Here is a 21,357-nt window from a genome sequence, read left to right as displayed (position 1 = left end):
AGGCTATTAAATCATTCATTAAACAAAACAACTATGTCTTTAAATCGAGCTTAAGGTTCTAAAAAATAGAACGATATTGATTCATTGGTTACATTTTCAACCTTATAATTACTATGGTTATTTGGAGTGAATTTGGATACAATTGTTATTGCAAAATACGAAACTAAGGAATGGTTATTTTTACTTATTCTCTCAAACATCAGCTTTATCGTTTGCTTATATTGCTAAGCATTCCGGGCACCGCTGTAATTATTTTGACCCTGCTGCTTGAACGCCACCACTCTATTGAGCAAAGTGAAAAAAAAGTAGAAAACATTGCTAAGCAATTAATTTTACAGCAAAAGCACTTAGTCGATGATATTGACCGTTTAGCGCGTTATTTGTCTAAAGAGGAAAGTAAGAAAGAAAATCTAGCAACGTCCTGCCCTAATTATTTTAATCAATTTAGAGCTATTTATGCCCATGTTGCCAATATCGGGATTATAGATCCAAATGGCATTGTCATGTGTACAACAAGCGGATTAGCCAGAACAATAAGTATTGCAGATCGTGCGTATTTTCAAAATGCCTTAAAAAGTAACCAATTGTCGGTAGGTTATTTTCAGCACGATAGAAACTTGCAAAAAAACACCCTTAACTTTGCGTTGCCTATCATTAATAAAAAAAATGTAATTCAGGGCGTTGTAGTTATCGTTGTTGCGCTTGACTGGTGGAACAATGCTTTTAATAATATTGAACTGCCACCTGGCTCTATTGCTGCAATCGCTGATTCTAATGGAAAAATTTTAGCGCGTTACCCACCAACAACTGCAGCCCTTGGCGATAATATTGCAAAGACTTTATTAGCAACTGATTCTTCGATTGATAATGAGGCATTAACAAAAATAAAATCTATTGAGGGTGAAGATCGAATGCTTCATCACTCTATTATTTATAAAGATCCGAGTAATAACAGCTTAAATATACATATTGCACTTCCTATTACGCATGCTTTAAAGCAAATAAATAATAATTTTTTTATAGCGATTGGTGTGTTTATTTTATCACTGCTAGTGCTATGTTTAATTGCACGTAAGCTGCTTAAAACCAGCATTATCGACCCAATTAATAATCTAACAAATGCAACAAACGTATTGGCCAAGGGCGAAATGCCGTCACAAAAAATACAGCCAAATAATCCAGAGCTCAATACTCTCTATCAGCGTTTTAAATCAATGGCGCAAACTAGGTTAACCGCCGAGGCTAATTTAAAAAACAAGCACGATGAGCTTACCAGCTTGCTTAATACTCTACCCGACAGTTACGTTAGAATTAACATCCATGGCGATATTCTCAACATAACGGGGCAATTTAAGCCTCAAGTAAACCCAAACAGCACTGCAGTACCTCATTTATCATCAATACTTTCTCACAACAATGTGCAGCTTTTGTTATCGCAGTTATCTAAGCTTGATGTTTCGAGTAATTTAGAATTTACACTCGAAAAATCAGATCCTAAACGCAGCTTTGAAGCGCGTATTAGTGCAATGCAAAGTAAAAATGAATACGTTGTTGTGCTAAGAGATATAACACAACGAAAAATAAATGAAGAAGCACTCCACCTTGCCTCGCTAGTGTATAACAACAGTAGTGAAGGCATGGCAATCACCGATCCAGCGGGTATAATATTTGATGTAAACCCTGCGTTTTGCAAAACGACTTTATATAATAAAGAAGAAGTTATTGGGCGCTCCTCTTCAATTCTTTCATCAGGAAAACATGATAAGAATTTTTACAATAAAATGTGGTCTGAATTACAGCAAACAGGCCGCTGGCAAGGCGAGGTTATTAACCGTAAAAAGAACGGGCAGCTATACTCTGAGTGGCTCACAATCGATACGGTTTATGATACAAACAACGCACCTATTCGTCGAATCGCGATATTCACAGACCTCACTGAGAAAAAACAAGCCGATGAAACAATTTGGCGACAAGCTCACTATGATCACCTAACTGACTTACCAAATCGTTTAGAGTTAAAGGAGCGATTAAATCAACGATTTTCAAACGTTGTTACTCCCGACAATCAATTGGTTGTCATGCTTTTAGACATAGATCACTTTAAAGATATTAATGACACATTAGGCCATCACTATGGTGATAACTTATTAAAACTCGTATCTCAGCGTATAGTCCAGTCGGCAAAAAATGCTGAGTTTGTGGCACGTATTGGTGGTGATGAGTTTGTTATTGTGTTTAATCGTATAAAAAGTACGCGTCATATTAATCAAATTGCCAGTAATATTTTGCTTAGCCTATCGTCGGCTTTGCATCTTGAAAACGAAGAATTATTTATTAGCGCCAGCATGGGCATAGCATGCGCCCCTAATGATGGTGAAAATACTGAACAGCTTTTAAAAGCAGCCGATCAGGCTATGTATAAAGCAAAAAGTAATGGTCGTAACTGTTTTGAATTTTTCTCTGCTGACATGCGCGAATATGCACACGCGCGCGTGGTGCTATTAAAAGACTTACGAAGTGCCATTGAACTTGAACAGTTTGAGTTGTTTTATCAGCCCATTGTTGCTTTGAATGATTTACATATTCATAAAGCTGAAGCACTTATTCGTTGGCAACATCCCGAAAAAGGCCTAATTAGCCCTGTCGCATTTATTCCTCTTGCTGAAGAAACTAGGCAAATAAATGCAATTGGCCAATTTGTATTTGCTCAAACCTTGCAAACGCTTAACGATATAAAAACCCTAACCGATGACACTTTTCAAATAAGTGTAAACGTGTCGCCAGTGCAGTTATCCACGCCAGAGAGTGGTATAGATGAATGGTACGATATGCTAAAAGCTGCAAAATTACCTGCATCCTCAATTGTGGCAGAAATAACTGAAGGCCTAATGATTAACCCCGAAGCATTAACGCAACGTCGCTTAAAAGAAATAGTAAAATCAGGTATGCAGCTTGCCCTTGATGATTTTGGTACAGGATATTCGTCACTCGCTTACTTACAAGAAATGGATACCGATTATTTAAAAATAGATAAACGTTTTGTTGATAATATCCAAGTAGGCAGTCAAGAACTTGCACTGTGTGAAGCAATAATTGTTATGGCGCATCAACTGGGCTTAAAAGTAATCGCCGAAGGAATTGAAACTGAATTACAAATGCAGCTATTACTCGAAGCCGGATGTGATTACGGACAAGGTTATTTATTTTCAAGACCTTTAAATAAAAGCAGCTTTATGGCACTTCTAGCTGATAAAAAAGTCGCTTTATTAAAATAAATAAACAAAAAATCACTGTTACGCAATAAATAATGCGTCTGCGCGGTCAAGTTAAGCAATCAGATATAAGTAGTAACAGGATTTAAAAATGGCAAAAGCAACATTAGAGCAATGGCGAATGTTTAAAGCGGTTGTGGATCACGGCGGATTTGCAGGCGCAAGTGCGGCTGTACATAAAAGTCAGTCAACCGTACACCATGCTGTTCAAAAACTTGAAGCCGCCTTGCAAATTAAGTTGCTTGAAGTAAAAGGTCGTAAAGCATTTTTAACCGATAGCGGTAAACTAATTTTACGCAGAGCTGAATTTTTAATTGAAGAAGCAACTAAAATAGAATCGGTAGCAAGTACACTAAGCGAAGGCGTAGAAAGCACGTTAAAAATAGCTGTTGATGAGGTTTTTCCACACACCATTTTATACCAGGCACTTGCTAACACGAGTGAACTTTACCCGCTTTTAAAGATTGATTTAGTAGAAAGCGTGCTAACCGGTGCAAACGAATTACTACATAACTCAGTGGTTGATTTAGCCATTTCATCAATCCCTATCTATGGAATTAGTTGCAGTACGTTATGCGATATAGAGTTTATAGCCGTTGCGCATAAAGACCATGTATTACACCAACAAACTGAACAACTCAACTTTCGCGATTTAAAGCTACACCGGCAAATAGTAGTTCGCGACTCAGCAACCCACACCAGTCACAATGATGGCTGGTTAGGTGCTGATATGCGCTGGACAGTCAGCCATTTACGCAACTCTATTGATATGGTTAGTCAAAATTTGGGTTACGCTTGGCTGCCAAAAACACAAATAGCACATTTAATTGAAAATAAAACGCTCATCCCACTTAATTTAGACCAAGGTACAACCCGTACCCTTAATTTATATTTAATGTGCAACGACAACGACAGGCTTGGTCCTGCAGCACAAGAGTTTAAAGAGCAGCTTACGGCTCTCACTAACTTAGCTAGCTAATAGCTATTCATTTTTTACATCGAGGTGATCTGCTACATAGGCGCCTCGCTGCCCGCGCTCTTTAGCTGGGCCTATAGTACTGTCTTTACCTGTTTGCTGCTCAGTTGCAGCATTAATAACAGCACCTAATGTGATTATATAAGCGCTGATGTACAACCACATCAACATGATCACTACACCACCTAGTGAGCCGTAAGTTTCGTTGTAACTAGAAAAACGCGACACATAAAAAGAAAAACCTATAGATGCCAAAATCCAAAGCACAGTAGCAATAGACGAACCCATCGTGATCCAACGCCATTTGGCTGGTTTACGGTGTGGGGCATAACGATATAAAAGTACTAATGCAAAATTAAAGGTAAAAGCTAATAATGGCCAAGAGATGAGTTTAATTAATAAATCTATACTTTCTTTTAGCCCCACTAAATTAAGCACAATAGGCAAAATACCAATAATTAATAACGCAAAAATTGCGACAACAATCGCCCCTACCGAAAATAAAAAGCGTACTAATTGAGCTTTAAAAAATGAACGCTTTTCATATTCACGATAACTAATATTACACGCAGTAATAAGTGCTTGGCTGCCCTTAGAACTACTCCAAATAGTAAGTATAAGCGTACCAATTGCACTTAAGCTCAAGCTTGCACTTGATGTTTTTGCAAGGCTAGAAACCTGAGATAAAATTAGTTCACTGGTACTTGGTGGGAGCAAAGTAACTATTTTACTTAAATGATCACTAATATCTGCAGGGGATGAAAAGTACGCATACACAGATACCATCGCCGCAATGGCCGGAAAAATAGCAAGTAACGCATAAAATGCCACACCCGCTGCCACTATAGATAAGTTATCTTCACTCATTTGCTTAAAAATGCGCTTAACAATATCCCACCAACCTATAAAAGGGATATGACTAGGCTGCTCAGCTTGCTGTCCTCGTTTAGCTTCTTTCATTCTAAACCTCAATATTTGTATTACATTACTACAGCAAAATGTTTGCCAAGTTAAATAAAGTATTTGGTACTAAACTTGCTGTTACCTAATATTAACGATTATAAAAACCAAACACGGACGATAAGCCATGCCTAGTAGCCAATCAAACATTATAGCTTTAAACAATACGCCTCACAGCACGCAAAGTTTTCAAGGCAATGTGTTTTCGTGGCAGTTTTTTCATGAACAAGCTGTGCAATTACTTCATGCAACAGCGCAAATATTACCCACACTATTACTCGGTATAATACTTTTAGCATTAAGCTATTTAATTGCAGGGCCACTTTCTCGATTGCTTATAAAGCCTATTGACTACATGACTGACAGTAAACTAGTTCATCTAGTTGTAAGGCGTAGTATAAGCACTTTAATTATTTTATTTGGCGTGTACTTATTCCTGCGTTTAGCAGGGCTTACAGAGTTTGCTGTTGCCATTATGAGTGGCACGGGACTAATAGGACTTATATTAGGTTTTGCCTTTAGAGACATAGCTGAGAACTTTATCGCTAGTTTATTACTGAGCATACAAAGGCCTTTTAAAATCGACGATGTAATTGAAGTAGACAATCGTTTAGGTGTTGTTAAAAAAGTAACCGCAAGAGCAACCACACTTGTTGATTACGATGGCAATCATATTCAAATACCCAATGCGACGGTATATAAAAATACCATTAAAAACCTGACTGCCAATCCAAAAATGCGCGGAAAAGTAGAAATTGGTATTGGCTATGATAACGATATACGCAGCGCACAAACCCTCGCCCTAGATATTGCCAATCAACAAAATGCGGTACTTAGCGATCCACCTGCGCAGGTTTTAATAAAAAACTTAGGTTCATCTACTATTAATTTCGTTTTGTATTTTTGGGTTAATAGCGAGCAGCACAGTCCATTAAAAGTAGCTTCCCAGCTTATGCGCGAATTAGTCAATGAGTTCACAAAACAAAACATCAGCATGCCTGATGATGCACGAGAAAGAATTATACTCACCGACCCTAGTGAAAATGTTTCTAATTTAGAGGAAAAACAACCATCGCAAGTGCAAAGCGAAAAAAGTGAAACAGTTGATCAAACTAAAACACTTGATGATGTGAGCAGTGATACCGACGAAATACGTGAACAAGCAGAGCAATCAAGAGACCCAGAACAAGGTAAAAATATTATTTAATAATGCTGAAGTTGTATATATTAGTATTTAGCTCAATATTAATACTCTCGACCCAATAAGCAAAATAAGCAAAATAAGCAAAATAAGTAATCAACGCTAATATATATTAACGCTGGTTAGGAAGTATCTTATGAAAAGGCAAAAGGCTTTATAGGATATTAATCGACTTTTGCCCTTTGTTTGCGGAGTTTTTCAAGTTAGTTGTCACATCAAATAAAATTTTATGCCGCCCGCATTGCTTCTTTTTTCTCTGGATTTAAATTTACTTCATTGGTCAGATGCCCACAGCTAGTCTGGTCTAGTTACTACTACAATCCACCAACACCGCCTTGTATCGACCTCTAAACAGTTCACCATCTGTATTATGTGTTCTATTAGAATATTGCGTATAGAGACCATTAATATGTTTCATGGCTCTGCCCATGTTTGCATCAGGGATTTTTATTAGTAGGTGGTAATGATCGGTCATTAAATAATACGAATGCACTTCAATATTAAAACGAAAACTGGCTTCCTCAATGCAGTATAAAAAATGCTTAGAATCGTCATCACTCAAAAAGGTGTTTTCACGCCCTCTTCCGCGATTCATCACATGATAAAACACATTTTCATACTCTATTCGTAGTGGTCTAGCCATAATAATAAACTCAATGAGCAATAAACTATAAATCTAGATCATTGATGTATGAAGGTAAGATTTGACCCTGCCGAATCGCTAAAAAGCAGTTAACACCCTCCTACCTTTATATTAATGACCTTAGCTCAAAGTCATTTTCTTCGCGCCCAGCTTCATCTTTCGCTTTATCTATACATCTTAAGTTTTAACTATTGTATTTTATATAAGCTTGTTTATCATATGAGATCTATTTACAAAGGCATGTGAATATTAAAGTTTGCAAGGGAATCATGTAGCCTCCCCACAAAAAATTCACAGCCTATTTTTAAGGCTTCTTGTTTATGTCATTTTTAACAACACTTAAAAAGTTTGGTAATCATATTGGTGCTTACAAAGTGCACTTGTGCCCTGAGGTAAAAGGCCAAGCTAGTGAAAAAGGCAAACCTTTATCGAATGTAAAAATAGAGAGAGTATTGAATTTTTCTGATGGTAAAAGTGTTGAAGATTTCACTTACACGGATAATAATGGGGGCTTCTCATTACCTGAAATTAATATCCGTTCTAATCAACCAGCAGTCCCACTTGCTGAGATTTTCACTTCTCAAGCTATTTATCTATCCTACAATAATGAAGAATATTGCCTTTGGGGTTCTAGATTATCAGGCGTTAAATATCGAGAGGAATATGCAAGAAAGTTAAGGCAATTAATAGCCGACATCTCTAATGGAAAGGTTCTTTTTAAATTTCAGAATAAGAAAACTGAAGGCTATAAATTTGAGGCTTTAAGTATTTGTCGTTGGTCTGATGATTTTGAAGTAGTGGAACAAAATGCTTATTTTGACCTTTCAGAAATTGAAACGGATAATAATTAATAAATCAAAAACTAAATTATAAGGAAATATTAATGAATGTTTTAAGCCCTGCAATAGCTGCTAATTTTGCAGCTATCTCATACGAAAGCCTTGACAAAAGAGGCTTGAGAGCTAATCCATATTTTGAAAGAATTAGCTCTTTATTTTCATTCGAATCAGAATCTATAAAAGGTGTAAGTGGTTCTATTCTCGAACGAGTTTTTAACCACTCGACCAATTTTGGCTGCATTGCAAAGGGTAAGAAAGGAGCATATGAAGATGATTATGTTTTAGCTTTACGAGGCACGGCTAAAGTTCGTGATGTTGTCACTGATTTACATTGTGGTTTAAGTACTTGTAGTAATAATCAACCTGTACATGCAGGCTTTAACCATACATTTAACTCTTTCAAAAATCAGTTAGAACTATACTTCAAAAAAAGCACTAAGAAAAAGTTAAACATTCATGTTGTAGGTCATAGTTTAGGTGGGGCTTTAGCAAACTTAGCTGCTAACTGGCTAAAGCAACGTTTCGGTGCCAATGTAAAATTATATACTTTTGGTGCGCCGCGCGTTGGTTATAATAGCTTTGCTGTAAAAACAGAGTCCGCAACAGATAACAACATCTATCGTTGCGTACATGCCGCAGATCCAGTTCCTTTAGTGCCTGTGTGGCCATTTATGCATACTGAACAAGAATACATTTTACACGGTGCTGCCACTATTACTCCAAAAGCACATAGTATGACTAATGAGACGCCAGGATATTTACATACAGCAAGCAACTTCAAAAGTTACTCTGCTATCAACAAAGGAATGGAAAAACGAATTCAAGAAGAGGTAAGGCTTGATTATGATAGACGGCTCGAATGTAGCCGCACGTCTAAATGGGCTAGGAAAATTGGTGCAGCTTTAATAACTCATTTACGTGATACTGGTAAGCTATATGCGATACAAAATCATTTATCGAACGCTCTCACAGTGTACGATCAGATAGCTAAAGCATTAGCTGATAGCATTGACTTCTCTAAAAACTGTACCAAAGATATAAAAGGGATTTTAGGGCACATACTAACATTTTGTGGCTATCCATTTAAGGTAATTTCTTTTACTTACGCTTCGATTAGACATATTTTACAATTAATGCTTAAAAATATTTTCGCACTTGCGGGTGAAGCGATAGCATTAGCAAAACCTTCCTAAAATGAAATTATACAAAAAAACCGCCAAATGGCGGTTTTTTATTAACAAGTAAAGCTGTTAGTGTTATGTGAAATTTAACAAAAGCCAATGTGCAAAAGCCAACGGGGCCAAATCTTGACTTCATACATCATAATTTCTCACTGCCCGGTTATCACTCTTTGTTGAAATTCTAACGAGTACTGCAAACAGATAGCCAAAAACTAATTACTTGCCTTAATTTACAAGCACAAAAAAGCCCGCAGCGTTAACTGCGGGCTTTTTTATTGAATGAGTGAGTCAGCCGGTAAGCCGGGTTTTGTCCTTTCCGAAGAAAGTGATAATCATTCGTCTAGGCCATAAATCGCTCTATGGCTCAAGCAACCTACCCGGTTCTCACGTGGGCCACGCGTTCATTATTTAAAATGATAGAACCCTATTTGGTCTTGCTCCGAGTGGAGTTTACCTTGCAACCGACTATTACTAGCGGCCCGGTGCGCTCTTACCGCACCCTTTCACCCTTACCAATCGAGATTGGCGGTCTCCTCTCTGCTGCACTTGTCGTGGGCTCACGCCCCCCAGCCGTTAGCTGGCACTCTGCCCTATGGAGCCCGGACTTTCCTCCCCCTGATCATTTTCGTCACAGGCAGCGATCATCTTGGCTGACTCGGCGCGCAGTATACATGAGGCTAATACCAAGCGCAGTAAAATTTACTCTTTTTCTTCAATAATTGTTTTGTATAAAGCGTTTTTCTTCATTCCAAAGTATTCAGCAACAACGCCACAGGCTTTTTTCATTGGCATTTCACTCTCAAGCAGTGCCAGCATTTTGCGCGCTTCTGGTGGAACATCGTCTACTAGTTTTGGTTTGCCCGGCAACATTAATACAATTTCGCCGCGTTGCTTAGTGGGATCATCTGTTAAAAACTGTTTAAGCTCACTTACACTACCATTAAAAAATGTTTCAAAGGTTTTGGTTAGCTCTTTAGCAAATACAACTTGCTGCTCATCACCTAGGGCTAGTGCTAAATCATCAAGGCTTGCCATAATACGGTGCGTACTTTCGTACATTATGCTGGTGATACCTGAGTTGACAGCTTCGGTAAAAAAGTCTTGGCGAGCTTTGCTTTTAGCTGGCGTAAAACCAATAAACTGAAAGCGGTCAGTTGGTAAGCCTGAACAACATACGGCTGTAATTGCAGCACATGCACCTGGAACAGGTGTAACATGAGCGCCTTGTTCGCGACATAGATTTACCACAGCGTAGCCTGGATCACTTATTAGTGGCGTACCAGCGTCAGATACTAAAGCAATATTTAAACCTTGATTAAGTTGATCAATAATTTGTTGTGCTTTTTGCTTTTCGTTGTGGTCGTGTAATGCAAACGTTTTTGCCTTAATTCCAAAGTGGCTAAGTAGCTTGCCGGTATGGCGAGTGTCTTCAGCAGCTATTAAGTCAACTTGCGATAATGTCGCAATGGCACGGTGACTTAAGTCGTCATAATTGCCAATTGGGGTGGCAACAATGTAAAGAGTGCCAATTTTCTGTGAATTCTCCTCATTTAACATTGAGGTCTCCTGCGTCAGTCAGTAATATAAGCAAATCGCGTTAACGTATTGGGAAATCATTGTGCGACTTAAACTAGTTAGTCTATTAATTATATTGTCAGGGTTATCGGCGTGTAGCACAACCGAAAAACCAACTAAAAACAGCGATAACGTAAGTAACCGCACTAATGCACTGCAAAATCAGGCAACCAGTGCGCAATCTATCTACCAATTGGCGCAAAACCGCCAAGGTGCCGATAAAATACAGTTATTGTATAGCGCCCGTGATGCCGCAATTAGTGAGCAAAACTGGCCTTTGTTAGAGAAAATTGGTAATGAGCTTGAATTAACCGCCAGTGTTGATCAAATCCAAAACCGTCTTTATATTGCATTTGCACAAAAACAACAGAATAAGAATGATCAAGCTTTGGTGATTTTGCAATCGCTAGACGGACAACTGACTCAACCCGAGCATTTTGCATGGCATCAGTTTTTAACGGCCAGTATTTATGCATCGCAAAATTTTCCAAAAAAAGCTGCCCCCTATTTCTTTAGAGCTTCTGAAACAGCCACAAAAAACAATATAGAAATCCCTCAGCTCAATCAAAATTTGTGGGATAACTTAAAACAGCTCTCTTCATATGCACTTGAACGTTTTAACCGTGGTTCGGTTATCCAGCAAGGCTGGGTAAACCTTGGTCTATACTATCAAGTATATGCAAGTAGCGGCGTGGAACTAGACCAAGCAATTAATAATTGGCGCAGACGCTATATTGGGCATCCGGCTTTTTCTGTATTACCTGAACAAGACGAAATGCTTACTGAGCTCGCCCCTATCAATATAGAGCGTTTAGTTGTGTTGTTTCCACAATCAGGCCCTAACGAACGCTTAGGTGATGCGCTTAAAGCGGGTGTGTTAGCTGCACTTGATACGCAAACTATCAACGACACTATTTTTATTGATGAAAACTTAAGTACAGAAGAAATTGCAGCGCAACTTGAAGAAATAAAGCCTGATTTTGTAATTGGTCCTCTACTTAAAGCAAATATTGATAAACTAGCCAATGCACAAACTCTTATTGATACTCCGGTACTGCATTTAAACACCTTTGATGGTGAGCGCATTTCGCTTCAGCATTATTACTTTGCATTGAACCCTGAGCACGAAGTACAACAAGCTCTGGAACACTTTTTAACTAAGGGCTATCAAAAGCCTATGCTGCTTGCGCCAAATAATGCAAATGGCCAACGTTTAGTTGATTATTTTAACCTACAGTGGCAACGCTACAGCGAAACCAAGCCACAAATCGGTTTTTATAACGATAAAAAAGATATGCCAAACACAATTACCAGCTTATTAGAAGTTGATAAGTCAAAAGATCGCATACAAACAGTTAAAGCATTATTTAAGCAAGAAGTAGAAAACGAAACGCGTTCACGCAGTGATATAGACGTTATTTATATTTTGGGTGATGCCATAGAAACTCGCTTAATTAAACCTTACCTTGATGTAAACGTCAGTACATTTGCTGATCGTATCCCACTTTATGCAAGCTCTAAAAGTCATAGTAAACAAATTGACAGTACAGACAAAGGCGACTTAGACGGCCTATACTTCACAGAATTACCGTGGATGCTCGATTCGCAAATTAAACAACATAATTTACGCCAGCAGTACAACTCTCTATGGCCTGAGCAAATTGATATTAGCCAACGCTTATTTGCAATGGCGTACGATGCAGTATCAATATTACATGACATTAGACAGTTAAGCGTAATGCCAGGCAATCAATATAGTGGTTTAAGTGGTAAGTTGTCTGTTAATACCAGCGGCCATATAGAACGCATGCTCGACTGGGCTCAATATACAAACCGTCGCATTAAGCCTGTGCAATTAGAAACACAACGCCCGGTACCATTGTTTATGCAATCAGCGGGTGATATACAAACTATAAATTAAACTTTATTAAGTTAAGGGGGCGGCATGTCGTGGTTTAAAGAGCTGTGGCAAAATAGTCGCGAAAAAGGCCAGTATTATGAGCTTGAAGCGCAAAAATACTTAGTTACTCAGGGCTTAACACCCATTGAACGTAATTATTACTGCCCCTTTGGCGAGCTTGATGTCATTATGAAAGAAGGCGACACCCTTGTATTCATTGAGGTCAAGTTTCGCAAAAATAATGCCCGTGGCGGTGCCAACTATGCACTTAGCCCACAAAAACAAGCTCGATTAAAACGTAGTATTTATCATTACTTAGCAGCTAAAAATTTAACTAACCAAGCACTAAGAATTGATTATGTAGCCATTACAGGAGAAGCATCTCCTAATATTAATTGGCTTAAAAATGTATTTTGAACGCAAATACAAAGATAAATTATTGGTAGGCTATGCAAGACACAATTAAAGAAATTTTTACAGAAAGCATTCAAGTTCAAATCGCTGCTGGTGAAGTGCTACCTAGTGCGCTTGAGTCAGCTGCATTTACTATTGCACAAAGTCTGATCAACGGAAATAAACTCATTTGCTGCGGTACTGCAAATTGCCACATGCTCGCTCAGCATATGGCGGGTGTATTGGTTAATCACTATGAAACCGAGCGTCCTTGTTTGCCGGCAATCGCTCTATCGCAAGAAAACGTTAATCTTGGGCAAAGTACCCAGGTAGACGATCACGATACATTTGCTCGTCAAGTCCGCGCTTTTGCCCAGCAAGGCGACTTATTGCTCGTACTGGCTATTAACGGTAACGAAAAGCATGTTATTTCTGCCGTTGAAGCAGCACTAACTAAAGATATGAAGGTCATAGTTATGGTTGGTGATGATGGTGGCGAGTTGGTTGGCCTACTTGGCCCTAACGATGTTGAAATTAGATCGCCATCTAAACGCCCTAGCCGCATTATCGAATCCCATTTAGTTAACTTACATTGTTTAAGCGAACTTGTTGATTTAACGCTTTTCCCTCAGGATGAAAATTATGTTTAAACGCTCTCTTATTGTTTTAGGTACTGTTGTATTACTACAAGGCTGCGCAGCTGCTGTTGTTGCAGGTACAGCCAGTGCAGTAACTGCAGCGAACGATCGCCGTACCATTGGCTCTCAAATTGACGATAACAATATTGAAATAAAAGCCAGTATTGCACTTAGCGAAGTAGAACGCCTTGAAAAGTTTGCCAATATAAGCGCTGTAAGCGTTAACGGTATTGTTTTACTTGTAGGCCAAGTATCTAATGAAGAAATGAGAAACGAAGCACAGCGTACCATTGAGGGCGTTTCAGGTATTCGTAAGATACATAACCAAATTCGTATTGGCTCAAATATTGGCATTACTACACAAACGCATGACTCTTGGTTAACATCTAAAGTAAAAGCTCAGCTACTAACAGCAAAAGACATTAGCAGTAATAACATTAAAGTAGTTACTGAAAACGCTGAAGTATTTTTAATGGGTTTAGTATCTGACTCTGAGTCTACTCAAGCTGTAAACATTGCCCGAAATGTATCTGGCGTAGAGCGTGTAATTAAAGTATTCGAATATATGTAAAGTAAAATACAGACATAAAAAAACCGCTTATTAAGCGGTTTTTTTTGCATTTACTTATTATTTAATAACGCGTAAATGAGAGCCTTTTTTCTTCTGTGGCTTTTCTGGTGGTGTTTCATCAATAAATTCAGCTGATGAATCAACACTTTCAAGCTCAGGCACAAAATCGTCTTCGTCCTCTAAAAACTCATCTGCAGTAAAGACTGTTCCTTCGCCATTTTCACGCGCGTATATTGCAAGCACAGCACCTAGAGGCACATACACTTGCATTGGCTGACCACCAAAGCGCGCATTGAAGCTAAGTTGGGTTAAGTCTAACGAAAACTGTGTGACCGCTGATGGACTTATGTTTAAAACAATTTGTCCGTCTTGAACAAACTGTGTTGGCACTTGTACATTTGCAAACCCAGCGTCTACCACTAAATGCGGTGTACACTCGTTATCGACTATCCAATCAAAAAAAGCACGTAATAAATAAGGACGATTAGGCGTCATTATAAACGGATCTCACGCTCAGCTTCAGTTAAAGAGGCTTGGAATGACTCACGTTCAAATAAACGGATCATGTACTCTTTAAGCTCTTTAGAACCTGCACCATTAAGCTCAATACCAAACTCTGGTAAACGCCATAATAGTGGAGCTAAATAACAATCTACTAAGCTAAACTCTTCACTCATAAAGTAAGGTGCTTCGCTAAAAATAGGTGCTACAGCAAGTAATGCTTCTGTTAGCTCTTTACGAGCTTGAGCAGCATCTGACGTGTTGTTACTGATTTTGTCAGCTAGGCTGTACCAGTCAGTATCAATACGATGCATCATTAAGCGGCTACGACCACGCATTACCGGGTAAACAGGCATTAGTGGAGGATGAGGAAAACGCTCATCAAGGTATTCCATGATGATGTTTGCCTGGTATAAACCAAGCTCACGGTCAATCAGTGTTGGCACTGTGCCGTAAGGGTTAATTTCGTGAAGTGCTTCTGGCAAGTTATCTTTTTCAGCCAAATGAATATCTACACTTACACCTTTTTCCGCAAGTACAATACGTACTTGGTGGCTATACATACAGTTAGCACCAGAAAAAAGGGTCATTACAGGGCGCTTATTGGCAGCTACGGCCATGCCTATACCTCCGTTAAATAACTAAAACAGCAAAAGGGGCTTAAGCCCCTATTGCAAAATTACCTTTAAAAATGTTCAACTTAATGAACATCTCTCCAGTATTCTTTCTTAAGCATAAATGCCAAGATAAATAGAATTATTAAGAATCCTATTACCTTAATACCTAGCGCTTCCGATTCAAGACGTGAAGGTTCACCCACGTACTCAAGGAAGTTTGTTAAATCACGAGCCGCTTGGTCGTATTCATCTACGCTTAATTCACCCGTACCATCAGTTTCAGTAGCAATAACTTTGGTCACAGTGTGGCCATGTTCTTCTACTTCTTTAGTGATAGGCGTTGGTAAACCTTGTAGTTCTTGAAGAACATGAGGCATACCTACCGATGGAAAAACAATATTGTTAACTCCAAACGGGCGAGATTCATCTTTATAAAACGATTTTAGGTACGTGTAAATATAATCTGGTGATTTTACACGTGCAATAAGAGTTAAATCCGGCGGAGCCGCACCAAACCATTTTGCTGCATCGTCTTTTGTAATTGCGTTTGTGATATGGCTACCGACTTTAGAGCCGTCAAAAATTAACTGCTCTAAACCAACTTCTGTTGGGATACCGATATCACGAAAAGTACGCTCATAACGTTGATACTGCATTTGGTGACAACCAAGACAGTAGTTCATGAACAACTTTGCACCGCGTTGTAAAGATGGTTGATCAGTAAGGTCGTTATTCGCTTCCATTAAAGGAACCGACGGACCTGCTGCCATAACCATGTTAGGCAACAAGTTTACTGATAAAGCAAATAAACCAATAATAAGCTTCTTCATCATTTCGTTAACCTCTCTGGCAATGGCTTAGTTTTTTCGTTCTTACTGTATACAAACAACAGTACGAAGAACATAAAGTAAGTCACAGTACAGATTTGAGAAATAATCGTTTTCATATCAGTTTGTGGAGTTGCACCCACCCAACCAAGAAGAACGAAAGTTACAACAAAGCCTGCAATGTTCCATTTATGGAAACCACAACGGTAACGAACCGATTTAACTCTACCACGGTCTATCCAAGGTAGTAATGCAAGTACTACAATCGATGCACCCATCGCCGCAACACCGATTAACTTATCAGGGATTGCACGTAAGATTGCATAGAATGGCGTAAAGTACCAAACCGGGAAAATATGCTCAGGTGTTTTAAGTGGGTTAGCTGCCTCGAAGTTTGGACCTTCTAAAAAGAAGCCATTCATCGCCGGCATAAAGAACACAACCCAACAAAACAGTATTAAGAAACCAACCACACCCACAATATCTTTAACTGTGTAGTAAGGGTGGAACGGTATCGCATCAACAATGTCTTTTTTGTTAGTGTAATACTCGTGGAATTTAAATTTAGGCTTATCTTCTTCAGCTACTGAGCCTTTCTTACGTTTAATCTCAATACCTTCAGGGTTATTTGAACCCACTTCGTGTAGAGCAACAATGTGTAAGAAAACTAAGATTACAATAACCAGTGGTAGTGCAATTACATGTAATGCAAAGAAGCGATTAAGTGTTGCACCTGATATTACGTAGTCACCACGGATCCAAAGTGTTAAGTCATCACCAATAACCGGAATAGCACCGAATAATGAAATGATTACTTGTGCGCCCCAGAACGACATTTGGCCCCATGGTAATAAATATCCCATGAATGCTTCAGCCATTAGCGCTAAGAAAATGAACATACCAAATAACCACAGTAATTCACGCGGTTTTTGGTAAGAACCGTAGATCATGCCACGGAACATATGCATATATACAACGATGAAAAACGCTGATGCACCTGTTGAGTGCAAGTAACGTAGTAACCAGCCATATTCTACATCACGCATGATGTACTCTACCGAAGCAAAAGCACCTTCAGCAGACGGAACAAAGTTCATCGTTAACCAAATACCTGTTAGGATTTGGTTTACTAGTACTAACATGGCTAGTGAGCCAAAAAAGTACCAGAAGTTAAAGTTTTTAGGTGCTGGATACTGTGCAATGTGCATGTTCCAAACACGTGTCATTGGGATTCGGTCGTCTATCCAACCAATAATCTTACCAAACATTAGGCTACCCCTCTTTCTTCGCCCACTAAAATAGTGGTGTCATCTAGAAAAGTATAAGGTGGTATTTCTAAGTTTAATGGTGCAGGTACCGATTGAAATACTCGACCAGCCATATCAAATTTAGAACCGTGGCACGGGCAGTAGAAACCGTCATCAGTCCCTTCTACTTTCTCACCAAAATTACCTTGTAAAAAGCCTGGTGAACATCCTAAATGCGTACAAATACCTACAGCCAAAAATATTTCTGGACGTAATGAACGGTAATCATTTGTTGATGATTCTAATTGTTGTGGCTCTTGCGATTGCGGATCACGAAGTTGACCTTCATGTTCTTTCATCTGCTCAAGCATTTTTGGGGTACGTGATACAACCCATACAGGTTTACCACGCCACTCGACACGTATTAATTGTCCAGGCTCAAGTTTGCTGATATCTACTTCTACAGGCGCACCCGCAGATTTAGCTCGCTCACTTGGATTCCAAGACGCAATAAAAGGAACAGCAGCCCCAGCCGCACCAACACCACCTACAACAGAGGTAGCTATGGTTAAAAAGCGACGTCGGCCATTGTCTACAGGCGCATTGCTCATCCACTTATCTCCACTATGATTCTCAACACTTGCTATATTGAGAACATCAGTTACAGCAGGTTAATTATTCGAAATTTTTAAAATAGAAGCGATCATAATTAAAACCCTTGATTAAAACAAGGTTATTCAAAGCCCCATGCTCGAATAAACCTGACTTGATCAAAAATTTGATTAAGCTAGCTCGAGAATAAAGCCGAACGACTATAATAACGCTTCTGTAAAAACAATATACTGACCGAGATCAACACCACTAAGAGGAAACAGTAAAAACTGTACATAGTGTCGTTAAACTCACTCATTTTACTTCCACGCCAATTGTAGCAAAAAATTCCACCAATTAACTGATGGATTTAAACTAATTACGATAATTATTTAACTTTTTTGCAGCTATCTGAGTGTTTTTTAACTTTCGTTCGATTAATACGCAGTTATTAATAAATTTGATCATCATTAATTACAGCAATACCAAGTATGGCGACCGCTATAAACAAATTTAAATTAAGTAGCAAATGTAAACTTTTTGATTTGAAAACAAAAAACCCAGCATAAGCTGGGTTTTTGAATTCTTGATAACGTATAGATTAACGTTTTGAGAACTGTGGACGCTTACGCGCTTTCTTAAGACCCACTTTCTTACGTTCAACTTTACGTGCATCACGTGTAACAAAACCTGCTTTACGAAGTTGTGGACGTAGTGACTCGTCAAACTCCATAAGTGCACGAGTGATACCGTGACGGATAGCACCAGCTTGACCAGTTGTACCACCACCAGAAACGGTGATGTAAAGGTCAAATTTTTCAGTCATATCAACTAGCTCAAGAGCTTGATGAACAACCATGCGTGCTGTTTCGCGACCAAAATACTCTTCTAGAGAGCGTTTGTTGATTACGATGTTACCAGTGCCTGGGCGTAAGAATACGCGAGCACTTGAACTTTTACGACGACCTGTACCGTAGTATTGATTTGCCATGATGGTGCTCCTTAAATGTCTAGAACCTGAGGCTGTTGTGCAGCATGGTTATGCTCAGTACCTGCGTAAACTTTAAGTTTACGGTACATAGCGCGGCCTAAAGGACCACGTGGCAACATGCCTTTTACAGCTTTCTCGATGATCATTTCAGGCTTTGCAGCTTGAAGTTTATCAAAAGTAGTAGACTTAAGGCCACCTGGAAAACCAGAGTGAGCGTAGTACACTTTATCTTTGAATTTGTTACCAGTTACAGTAACTTTTTCAGCGTTGATAACGATGATGTAATCACCAGTATCTACGTGAGGAGTGTATTCAGCTTTATGCTTACCGCGTAGGCGGTGAGCGATTTCAGTAGCGATGCGACCTAAAGTTTTACCTTCAGCGTCAACTACGTACCAGTCACGTTTTACTGTTTCTGGTTTAGCAACAAACGTTTTCATTTATAAAAATCCAATGTTTTTCAATTAAAACCACAAGTAGTTAATATTAACTACTGCTCTAAGTTTGCTATAACCCCTTCGAGTTTTAGACTTTTGCGCCGCTCACAAGTGGCTAGACTATATGAGGACATAGAACGCAACGTGGCAGACGCGGGAGTATACCAGCACTTAAAACACATTGCTACTCGCCGGTTGTTTTTTCCACAAGAAATTTCAGAAATAAGAAGTACTATATATGTACCTCTTTTTTTATAGTTGCCCTATTACACATTTACTTACTTATTTAAACTAAATGCTCTCTAGCTAAATATTCTAAGGATTGCATTTCTTGTAAACGACTAATACAACGCTTAAATTCAAAATTTAAATTACCTTGGGTATAAAGTTCGGTAATAGGTTTTTCAGCCGATATAATTAAAGTTACATGGCGCTCGTAAAATTCATCCACTAAAGCAATAAAACGTCTAGCAGCATCATCATTAGTTTGACCTAGCTGTTTTACGTTAGAAATAATCACCGTATTGTATAAGCGGCTAATCTCCATGTAATCGACCTGGCTACGTGCTGTTTCGCACAATTCACTAAACTCAAACATCACAACGCATTTAGCTACTTTACGCGTTTTGATTTTTCGCCCTTCTATCTCTATCGGCTCATCTAATTGCCCTGGCTCTGGCGATAACTTATCGAAGTACTCAAATAGGTTTTTATCCGCATCTTCATCTAACGGACTATGAAAAATTTCAGCTTGCTCTAAAGTACGTAAGCGATAATCGATACCTGAATCTACATTAACTATCTCGGTATTTTTTTTAACAAGCTCAATAGCTGGCATAAAACGAGCTCGCTGTAAGCCATTTCTGTAAAGTTCATCTGGCACTATATTAGAGGTTGCTACAAGTACTATGCCCCGTGCAAATAGCGTTTCCATTAAGCCACCTAATAGCATGGCATCAGTAATGTCTTGTACAAAAAACTCATCAAAGCAAATAATGTCTGTTTCTGCTTTAAAAGTGTCAGCAATTTTTTCTAATGGATTAGCCGTATTATTTAGCTTTTTAAGCTCGTTATGCACTCGGTGCATAAATCGATGAAAGTGCACACGCATTTTACGTGTGCCCGGTAATGATTCGTAAAAAGTGTCAACTAAATAAGTTTTACCACGCCCTACTCCCCCCCAAAAGTACAAACCTTTTACAGGCGCAGGTTCTTCTTTACTAAATAGCTTAGCAAAAAAGCCTTTTTGTTTTGGCTTTGTCTGAGTTAGGTCATCGTATAGACGTTGTAAATGGCGCACAGCATTTTCTTGTGCTGCGTCGTGTACAAAGTCATCTCGCTTCAAGTCTTGTTGGTATGTTTGCCAAGGAGTCATATCTATTTACAGTTAAAACACAGTTTAATTTGCAAAGTATATTAACACGCATCATAACTCGGGGTATATTACACTTAGTATGATTTATAATTGAATCAAGCATTCGTTAGTTATTTTCCCAAAGGGGTAGTTTTTATGGGCACAGTTATGTGGGTAGGTTTGGTTGTTATTGTTGCTGTAGTAGCATTTTTTATTGGTGCATTTGTTACTAAAAAACAGTTCAAACAAGATGAATTAAAAGAACAGGCTGAGCAAGCTGAAAACGCATTAGAGCAGTATCGCCAAGATGTCGCTGATCATTTAGCAAATACGGGTAAGCTCGTAAATAAAATGAAAGAAAACTATGATCAACTGCTTAGTCACGTTGAAGAAACAAACCAGCTTCTTCTAGAAGATAGAAATAAAGTACCAGCGGAACCATTCTTTTCTAAAGAAACCACAGAGCAATTGCAGGCGTCTTTGAAAGAACGTAGTTCAGATCGCTCATCTGCTGCAGCGCAACCCGCTGATTATGTATCAGGTGAATCTGGTTTATTTGCTGGTCAAAATAAAGTTTCAGAACATTCTAAAGCATCTTGATGAACTTTTTTTAGACCCCATAGTCTTTAGATATAACAGCTTT

General features: G+C 38.7%; 21 protein-coding genes and 1 other RNA gene. 10 read left to right on the top strand and 12 right to left on the bottom strand.

What is annotated here, in order from left to right:
* Nucleotides 1–170 precede the first annotated feature (170 nt).
* Nucleotides 171–3,275, top strand: coding sequence for an EAL domain-containing protein (locus H5159_RS01595; RefSeq protein ID WP_182779594.1), 3,105 nt, complete (start codon nt 171–173; stop codon nt 3,273–3,275).
* An 88-nt stretch (nt 3,276–3,363) separates the two neighbouring features.
* Nucleotides 3,364–4,251 (top strand): LysR family transcriptional regulator, encoded by an 888-nt coding sequence (locus H5159_RS01590; RefSeq protein ID WP_182732811.1) that lies wholly within the window; start codon nt 3,364–3,366, stop codon nt 4,249–4,251.
* A gap of 3 nt (nt 4,252–4,254) precedes the next feature.
* Here H5159_RS01590 and H5159_RS01585 read toward each other — a convergent pair whose 3' ends face one another.
* Complete coding sequence (locus H5159_RS01585) at nt 4,255–5,208, bottom strand: YihY/virulence factor BrkB family protein (RefSeq protein ID WP_154903855.1); 954 nt, start codon at nt 5,206–5,208, stop codon at nt 4,255–4,257.
* Nucleotides 5,209–5,335: 127 nt separating this feature from the next.
* Between H5159_RS01585 and H5159_RS01580 the strand changes: the two genes are divergently transcribed.
* Entirely contained in the window at nt 5,336–6,415 is a 1,080-nt protein-coding gene (locus H5159_RS01580; RefSeq protein ID WP_154903854.1) for a mechanosensitive ion channel family protein, read from the top strand.
* Between the two features lie 298 nt (nt 6,416–6,713).
* Here the strand turns inward: H5159_RS01580 and H5159_RS01575 are convergent, their stop codons facing one another.
* Nucleotides 6,714–7,052, bottom strand: coding sequence for a transposase (locus tag H5159_RS01575; RefSeq protein WP_259395014.1), 339 nt, complete (start codon nt 7,050–7,052; stop codon nt 6,714–6,716).
* Between the two features lie 320 nt (nt 7,053–7,372).
* Here H5159_RS01575 and H5159_RS01570 point away from each other — a divergent pair, with 320 nt between their 5' ends.
* Nucleotides 7,373–7,903: a DUF6795 domain-containing protein gene (locus H5159_RS01570; RefSeq protein WP_154903853.1), complete on the top strand. Its 531-nt coding sequence runs from the start codon at nt 7,373–7,375 to the stop codon at nt 7,901–7,903.
* A gap of 32 nt (nt 7,904–7,935) precedes the next feature.
* Nucleotides 7,936–9,084, top strand: coding sequence for a lipase family protein (locus tag H5159_RS01565; RefSeq protein ID WP_154903852.1), 1,149 nt, complete (start codon nt 7,936–7,938; stop codon nt 9,082–9,084).
* A gap of 268 nt (nt 9,085–9,352) precedes the next feature.
* Here H5159_RS01565 and rnpB read toward each other — a convergent pair.
* An RNA gene (gene rnpB / locus H5159_RS01560) (RNase P RNA component class A) lies at nt 9,353–9,730 on the bottom strand.
* Between the two features lie 41 nt (nt 9,731–9,771).
* Nucleotides 9,772–10,629, bottom strand: a complete 858-nt coding sequence (rsmI, locus tag H5159_RS01555) for a 16S rRNA (cytidine(1402)-2'-O)-methyltransferase (RefSeq protein ID WP_154903851.1) — start codon at nt 10,627–10,629, stop codon at nt 9,772–9,774.
* Between the two features lie 61 nt (nt 10,630–10,690).
* On the opposite strand from rsmI, the gene H5159_RS01550 reads away from it, so the two are divergent.
* The 4 genes from H5159_RS01550 to dolP are packed head-to-tail and all read left to right on the top strand — an operon-like array spanning nt 10,691 to nt 14,149.
* Nucleotides 10,691–12,568: a penicillin-binding protein activator gene (locus H5159_RS01550; RefSeq protein WP_002957971.1), complete on the top strand. Its 1,878-nt coding sequence runs from the start codon at nt 10,691–10,693 to the stop codon at nt 12,566–12,568.
* Nucleotides 12,569–12,592: 24 nt separating this feature from the next.
* Nucleotides 12,593–12,964, top strand: coding sequence for a YraN family protein (locus H5159_RS01545; protein ID WP_182694726.1), 372 nt, complete (start codon nt 12,593–12,595; stop codon nt 12,962–12,964).
* 32 nt (nt 12,965–12,996) lie between these two features.
* Nucleotides 12,997–13,590, top strand: a complete 594-nt coding sequence (locus H5159_RS01540) for an SIS domain-containing protein (protein WP_002957968.1) — start codon at nt 12,997–12,999, stop codon at nt 13,588–13,590.
* On the top strand, nt 13,583–14,149 hold the full coding sequence (dolP, locus tag H5159_RS01535; protein ID WP_039485369.1) for a division/outer membrane stress-associated lipid-binding lipoprotein: 567 nt from the start codon (nt 13,583–13,585) through the stop codon (nt 14,147–14,149). The genes H5159_RS01540 and dolP overlap by 8 nt, the downstream gene beginning before the upstream one ends.
* A gap of 57 nt (nt 14,150–14,206) precedes the next feature.
* Here the strand turns inward: dolP and H5159_RS01530 are convergent, their stop codons facing one another.
* From H5159_RS01530 to zapE, 8 genes are all read right to left on the bottom strand, one after another.
* Nucleotides 14,207–14,644 (bottom strand): ClpXP protease specificity-enhancing factor, encoded by a 438-nt coding sequence (locus H5159_RS01530; RefSeq protein WP_002957966.1) that lies wholly within the window; start codon nt 14,642–14,644, stop codon nt 14,207–14,209.
* A complete protein-coding gene (sspA, locus tag H5159_RS01525; protein WP_002957965.1) occupies nt 14,644–15,270 on the bottom strand; it encodes a stringent starvation protein SspA in 627 nt (208 codons plus the stop codon). The genes H5159_RS01530 and sspA overlap by 1 nt, the downstream gene beginning before the upstream one ends.
* An 80-nt stretch (nt 15,271–15,350) precedes the next feature.
* Nucleotides 15,351–16,100 carry a cytochrome c1 gene (locus H5159_RS01520; protein ID WP_002957964.1) on the bottom strand — a complete coding sequence of 250 codons (750 nt, stop codon included), beginning with the start codon at nt 16,098–16,100 and terminating at the stop codon, nt 15,351–15,353.
* Nucleotides 16,097–17,362: a cytochrome b N-terminal domain-containing protein gene (locus H5159_RS01515; RefSeq protein ID WP_002957963.1), complete on the bottom strand. Its 1,266-nt coding sequence runs from the start codon at nt 17,360–17,362 to the stop codon at nt 16,097–16,099. The genes H5159_RS01520 and H5159_RS01515 overlap by 4 nt, the downstream gene beginning before the upstream one ends.
* A complete protein-coding gene (gene petA, locus H5159_RS01510; RefSeq protein ID WP_002957962.1) occupies nt 17,362–17,952 on the bottom strand; it encodes a ubiquinol-cytochrome c reductase iron-sulfur subunit in 591 nt (196 codons plus the stop codon). Before petA ends, H5159_RS01515 begins: the two co-directional genes overlap by 1 nt.
* A 581-nt stretch (nt 17,953–18,533) precedes the next feature.
* Nucleotides 18,534–18,926: a 30S ribosomal protein S9 gene (gene rpsI, locus H5159_RS01505; protein ID WP_024595789.1), complete on the bottom strand. Its 393-nt coding sequence runs from the start codon at nt 18,924–18,926 to the stop codon at nt 18,534–18,536.
* A gap of 8 nt (nt 18,927–18,934) precedes the next feature.
* Nucleotides 18,935–19,363: a 50S ribosomal protein L13 gene (rplM, locus tag H5159_RS01500; RefSeq protein ID WP_002957960.1), complete on the bottom strand. Its 429-nt coding sequence runs from the start codon at nt 19,361–19,363 to the stop codon at nt 18,935–18,937.
* 283 nt (nt 19,364–19,646) lie between these two features.
* Nucleotides 19,647–20,735, bottom strand: a complete 1,089-nt coding sequence (gene zapE / locus H5159_RS01495; RefSeq protein ID WP_182779593.1) for a cell division protein ZapE — start codon at nt 20,733–20,735, stop codon at nt 19,647–19,649.
* 135 nt (nt 20,736–20,870) lie between these two features.
* Here zapE and H5159_RS01490 point away from each other — a divergent pair, with 135 nt between their 5' ends.
* Nucleotides 20,871–21,314, top strand: a complete 444-nt coding sequence (locus H5159_RS01490) for a YhcB family protein (RefSeq protein ID WP_076923715.1) — start codon at nt 20,871–20,873, stop codon at nt 21,312–21,314.
* The last annotated feature ends 43 nt before the right edge of the window (nt 21,315–21,357 follow it).

The organism is Pseudoalteromonas sp. SG43-1, assembly GCF_014164415.1.
GTDB lineage: Bacteria > Pseudomonadota > Gammaproteobacteria > Enterobacterales > Alteromonadaceae > Pseudoalteromonas > Pseudoalteromonas distincta.
Note: the sequence above shows the minus strand (reverse complement) of the source record. Positions and strands in the feature narration are given on the sequence as shown.

What these genes read in the sequence shown, in the direction of transcription:
- H5159_RS01595 (WP_182779594.1), top strand. Translation starts at nt 171, where the DNA reads ATGGTTATTTTTACTTATTCTCTCAAACATCAGCTTTATCGTTTGCTT.
- H5159_RS01590 (WP_182732811.1), top strand. Translation starts at nt 3,364, where the DNA reads ATGGCAAAAGCAACATTAGAGCAATGGCGAATGTTTAAAGCGGTTGTG.
- H5159_RS01585 (WP_154903855.1), bottom strand. Translation starts at nt 5,208, where the DNA reads ATGAAAGAAGCTAAACGAGGACAGCAAGCTGAGCAGCCTAGTCATATC.
- H5159_RS01580 (WP_154903854.1), top strand. Translation starts at nt 5,336, where the DNA reads ATGCCTAGTAGCCAATCAAACATTATAGCTTTAAACAATACGCCTCAC.
- H5159_RS01575 (WP_259395014.1), bottom strand. Translation starts at nt 7,052, where the DNA reads ATGGCTAGACCACTACGAATAGAGTATGAAAATGTGTTTTATCATGTG.
- H5159_RS01570 (WP_154903853.1), top strand. Translation starts at nt 7,373, where the DNA reads ATGTCATTTTTAACAACACTTAAAAAGTTTGGTAATCATATTGGTGCT.
- H5159_RS01565 (WP_154903852.1), top strand. Translation starts at nt 7,936, where the DNA reads ATGAATGTTTTAAGCCCTGCAATAGCTGCTAATTTTGCAGCTATCTCA.
- rsmI (WP_154903851.1), bottom strand. Translation starts at nt 10,629, where the DNA reads ATGTTAAATGAGGAGAATTCACAGAAAATTGGCACTCTTTACATTGTT.
- H5159_RS01545 (WP_182694726.1), top strand. Translation starts at nt 12,593, where the DNA reads ATGTCGTGGTTTAAAGAGCTGTGGCAAAATAGTCGCGAAAAAGGCCAG.
- H5159_RS01540 (WP_002957968.1), top strand. Translation starts at nt 12,997, where the DNA reads ATGCAAGACACAATTAAAGAAATTTTTACAGAAAGCATTCAAGTTCAA.
- dolP (WP_039485369.1), top strand. Translation starts at nt 13,583, where the DNA reads ATGTTTAAACGCTCTCTTATTGTTTTAGGTACTGTTGTATTACTACAA.
- H5159_RS01530 (WP_002957966.1), bottom strand. Translation starts at nt 14,644, where the DNA reads ATGACGCCTAATCGTCCTTATTTATTACGTGCTTTTTTTGATTGGATA.
- sspA (WP_002957965.1), bottom strand. Translation starts at nt 15,270, where the DNA reads ATGGCCGTAGCTGCCAATAAGCGCCCTGTAATGACCCTTTTTTCTGGT.
- H5159_RS01520 (WP_002957964.1), bottom strand. Translation starts at nt 16,100, where the DNA reads ATGATGAAGAAGCTTATTATTGGTTTATTTGCTTTATCAGTAAACTTG.
- H5159_RS01515 (WP_002957963.1), bottom strand. Translation starts at nt 17,362, where the DNA reads ATGTTTGGTAAGATTATTGGTTGGATAGACGACCGAATCCCAATGACA.
- petA (WP_002957962.1), bottom strand. Translation starts at nt 17,952, where the DNA reads ATGAGCAATGCGCCTGTAGACAATGGCCGACGTCGCTTTTTAACCATA.
- rplM (WP_002957960.1), bottom strand. Translation starts at nt 19,363, where the DNA reads ATGAAAACGTTTGTTGCTAAACCAGAAACAGTAAAACGTGACTGGTAC.
- zapE (WP_182779593.1), bottom strand. Translation starts at nt 20,735, where the DNA reads ATGACTCCTTGGCAAACATACCAACAAGACTTGAAGCGAGATGACTTT.
- H5159_RS01490 (WP_076923715.1), top strand. Translation starts at nt 20,871, where the DNA reads ATGGGCACAGTTATGTGGGTAGGTTTGGTTGTTATTGTTGCTGTAGTA.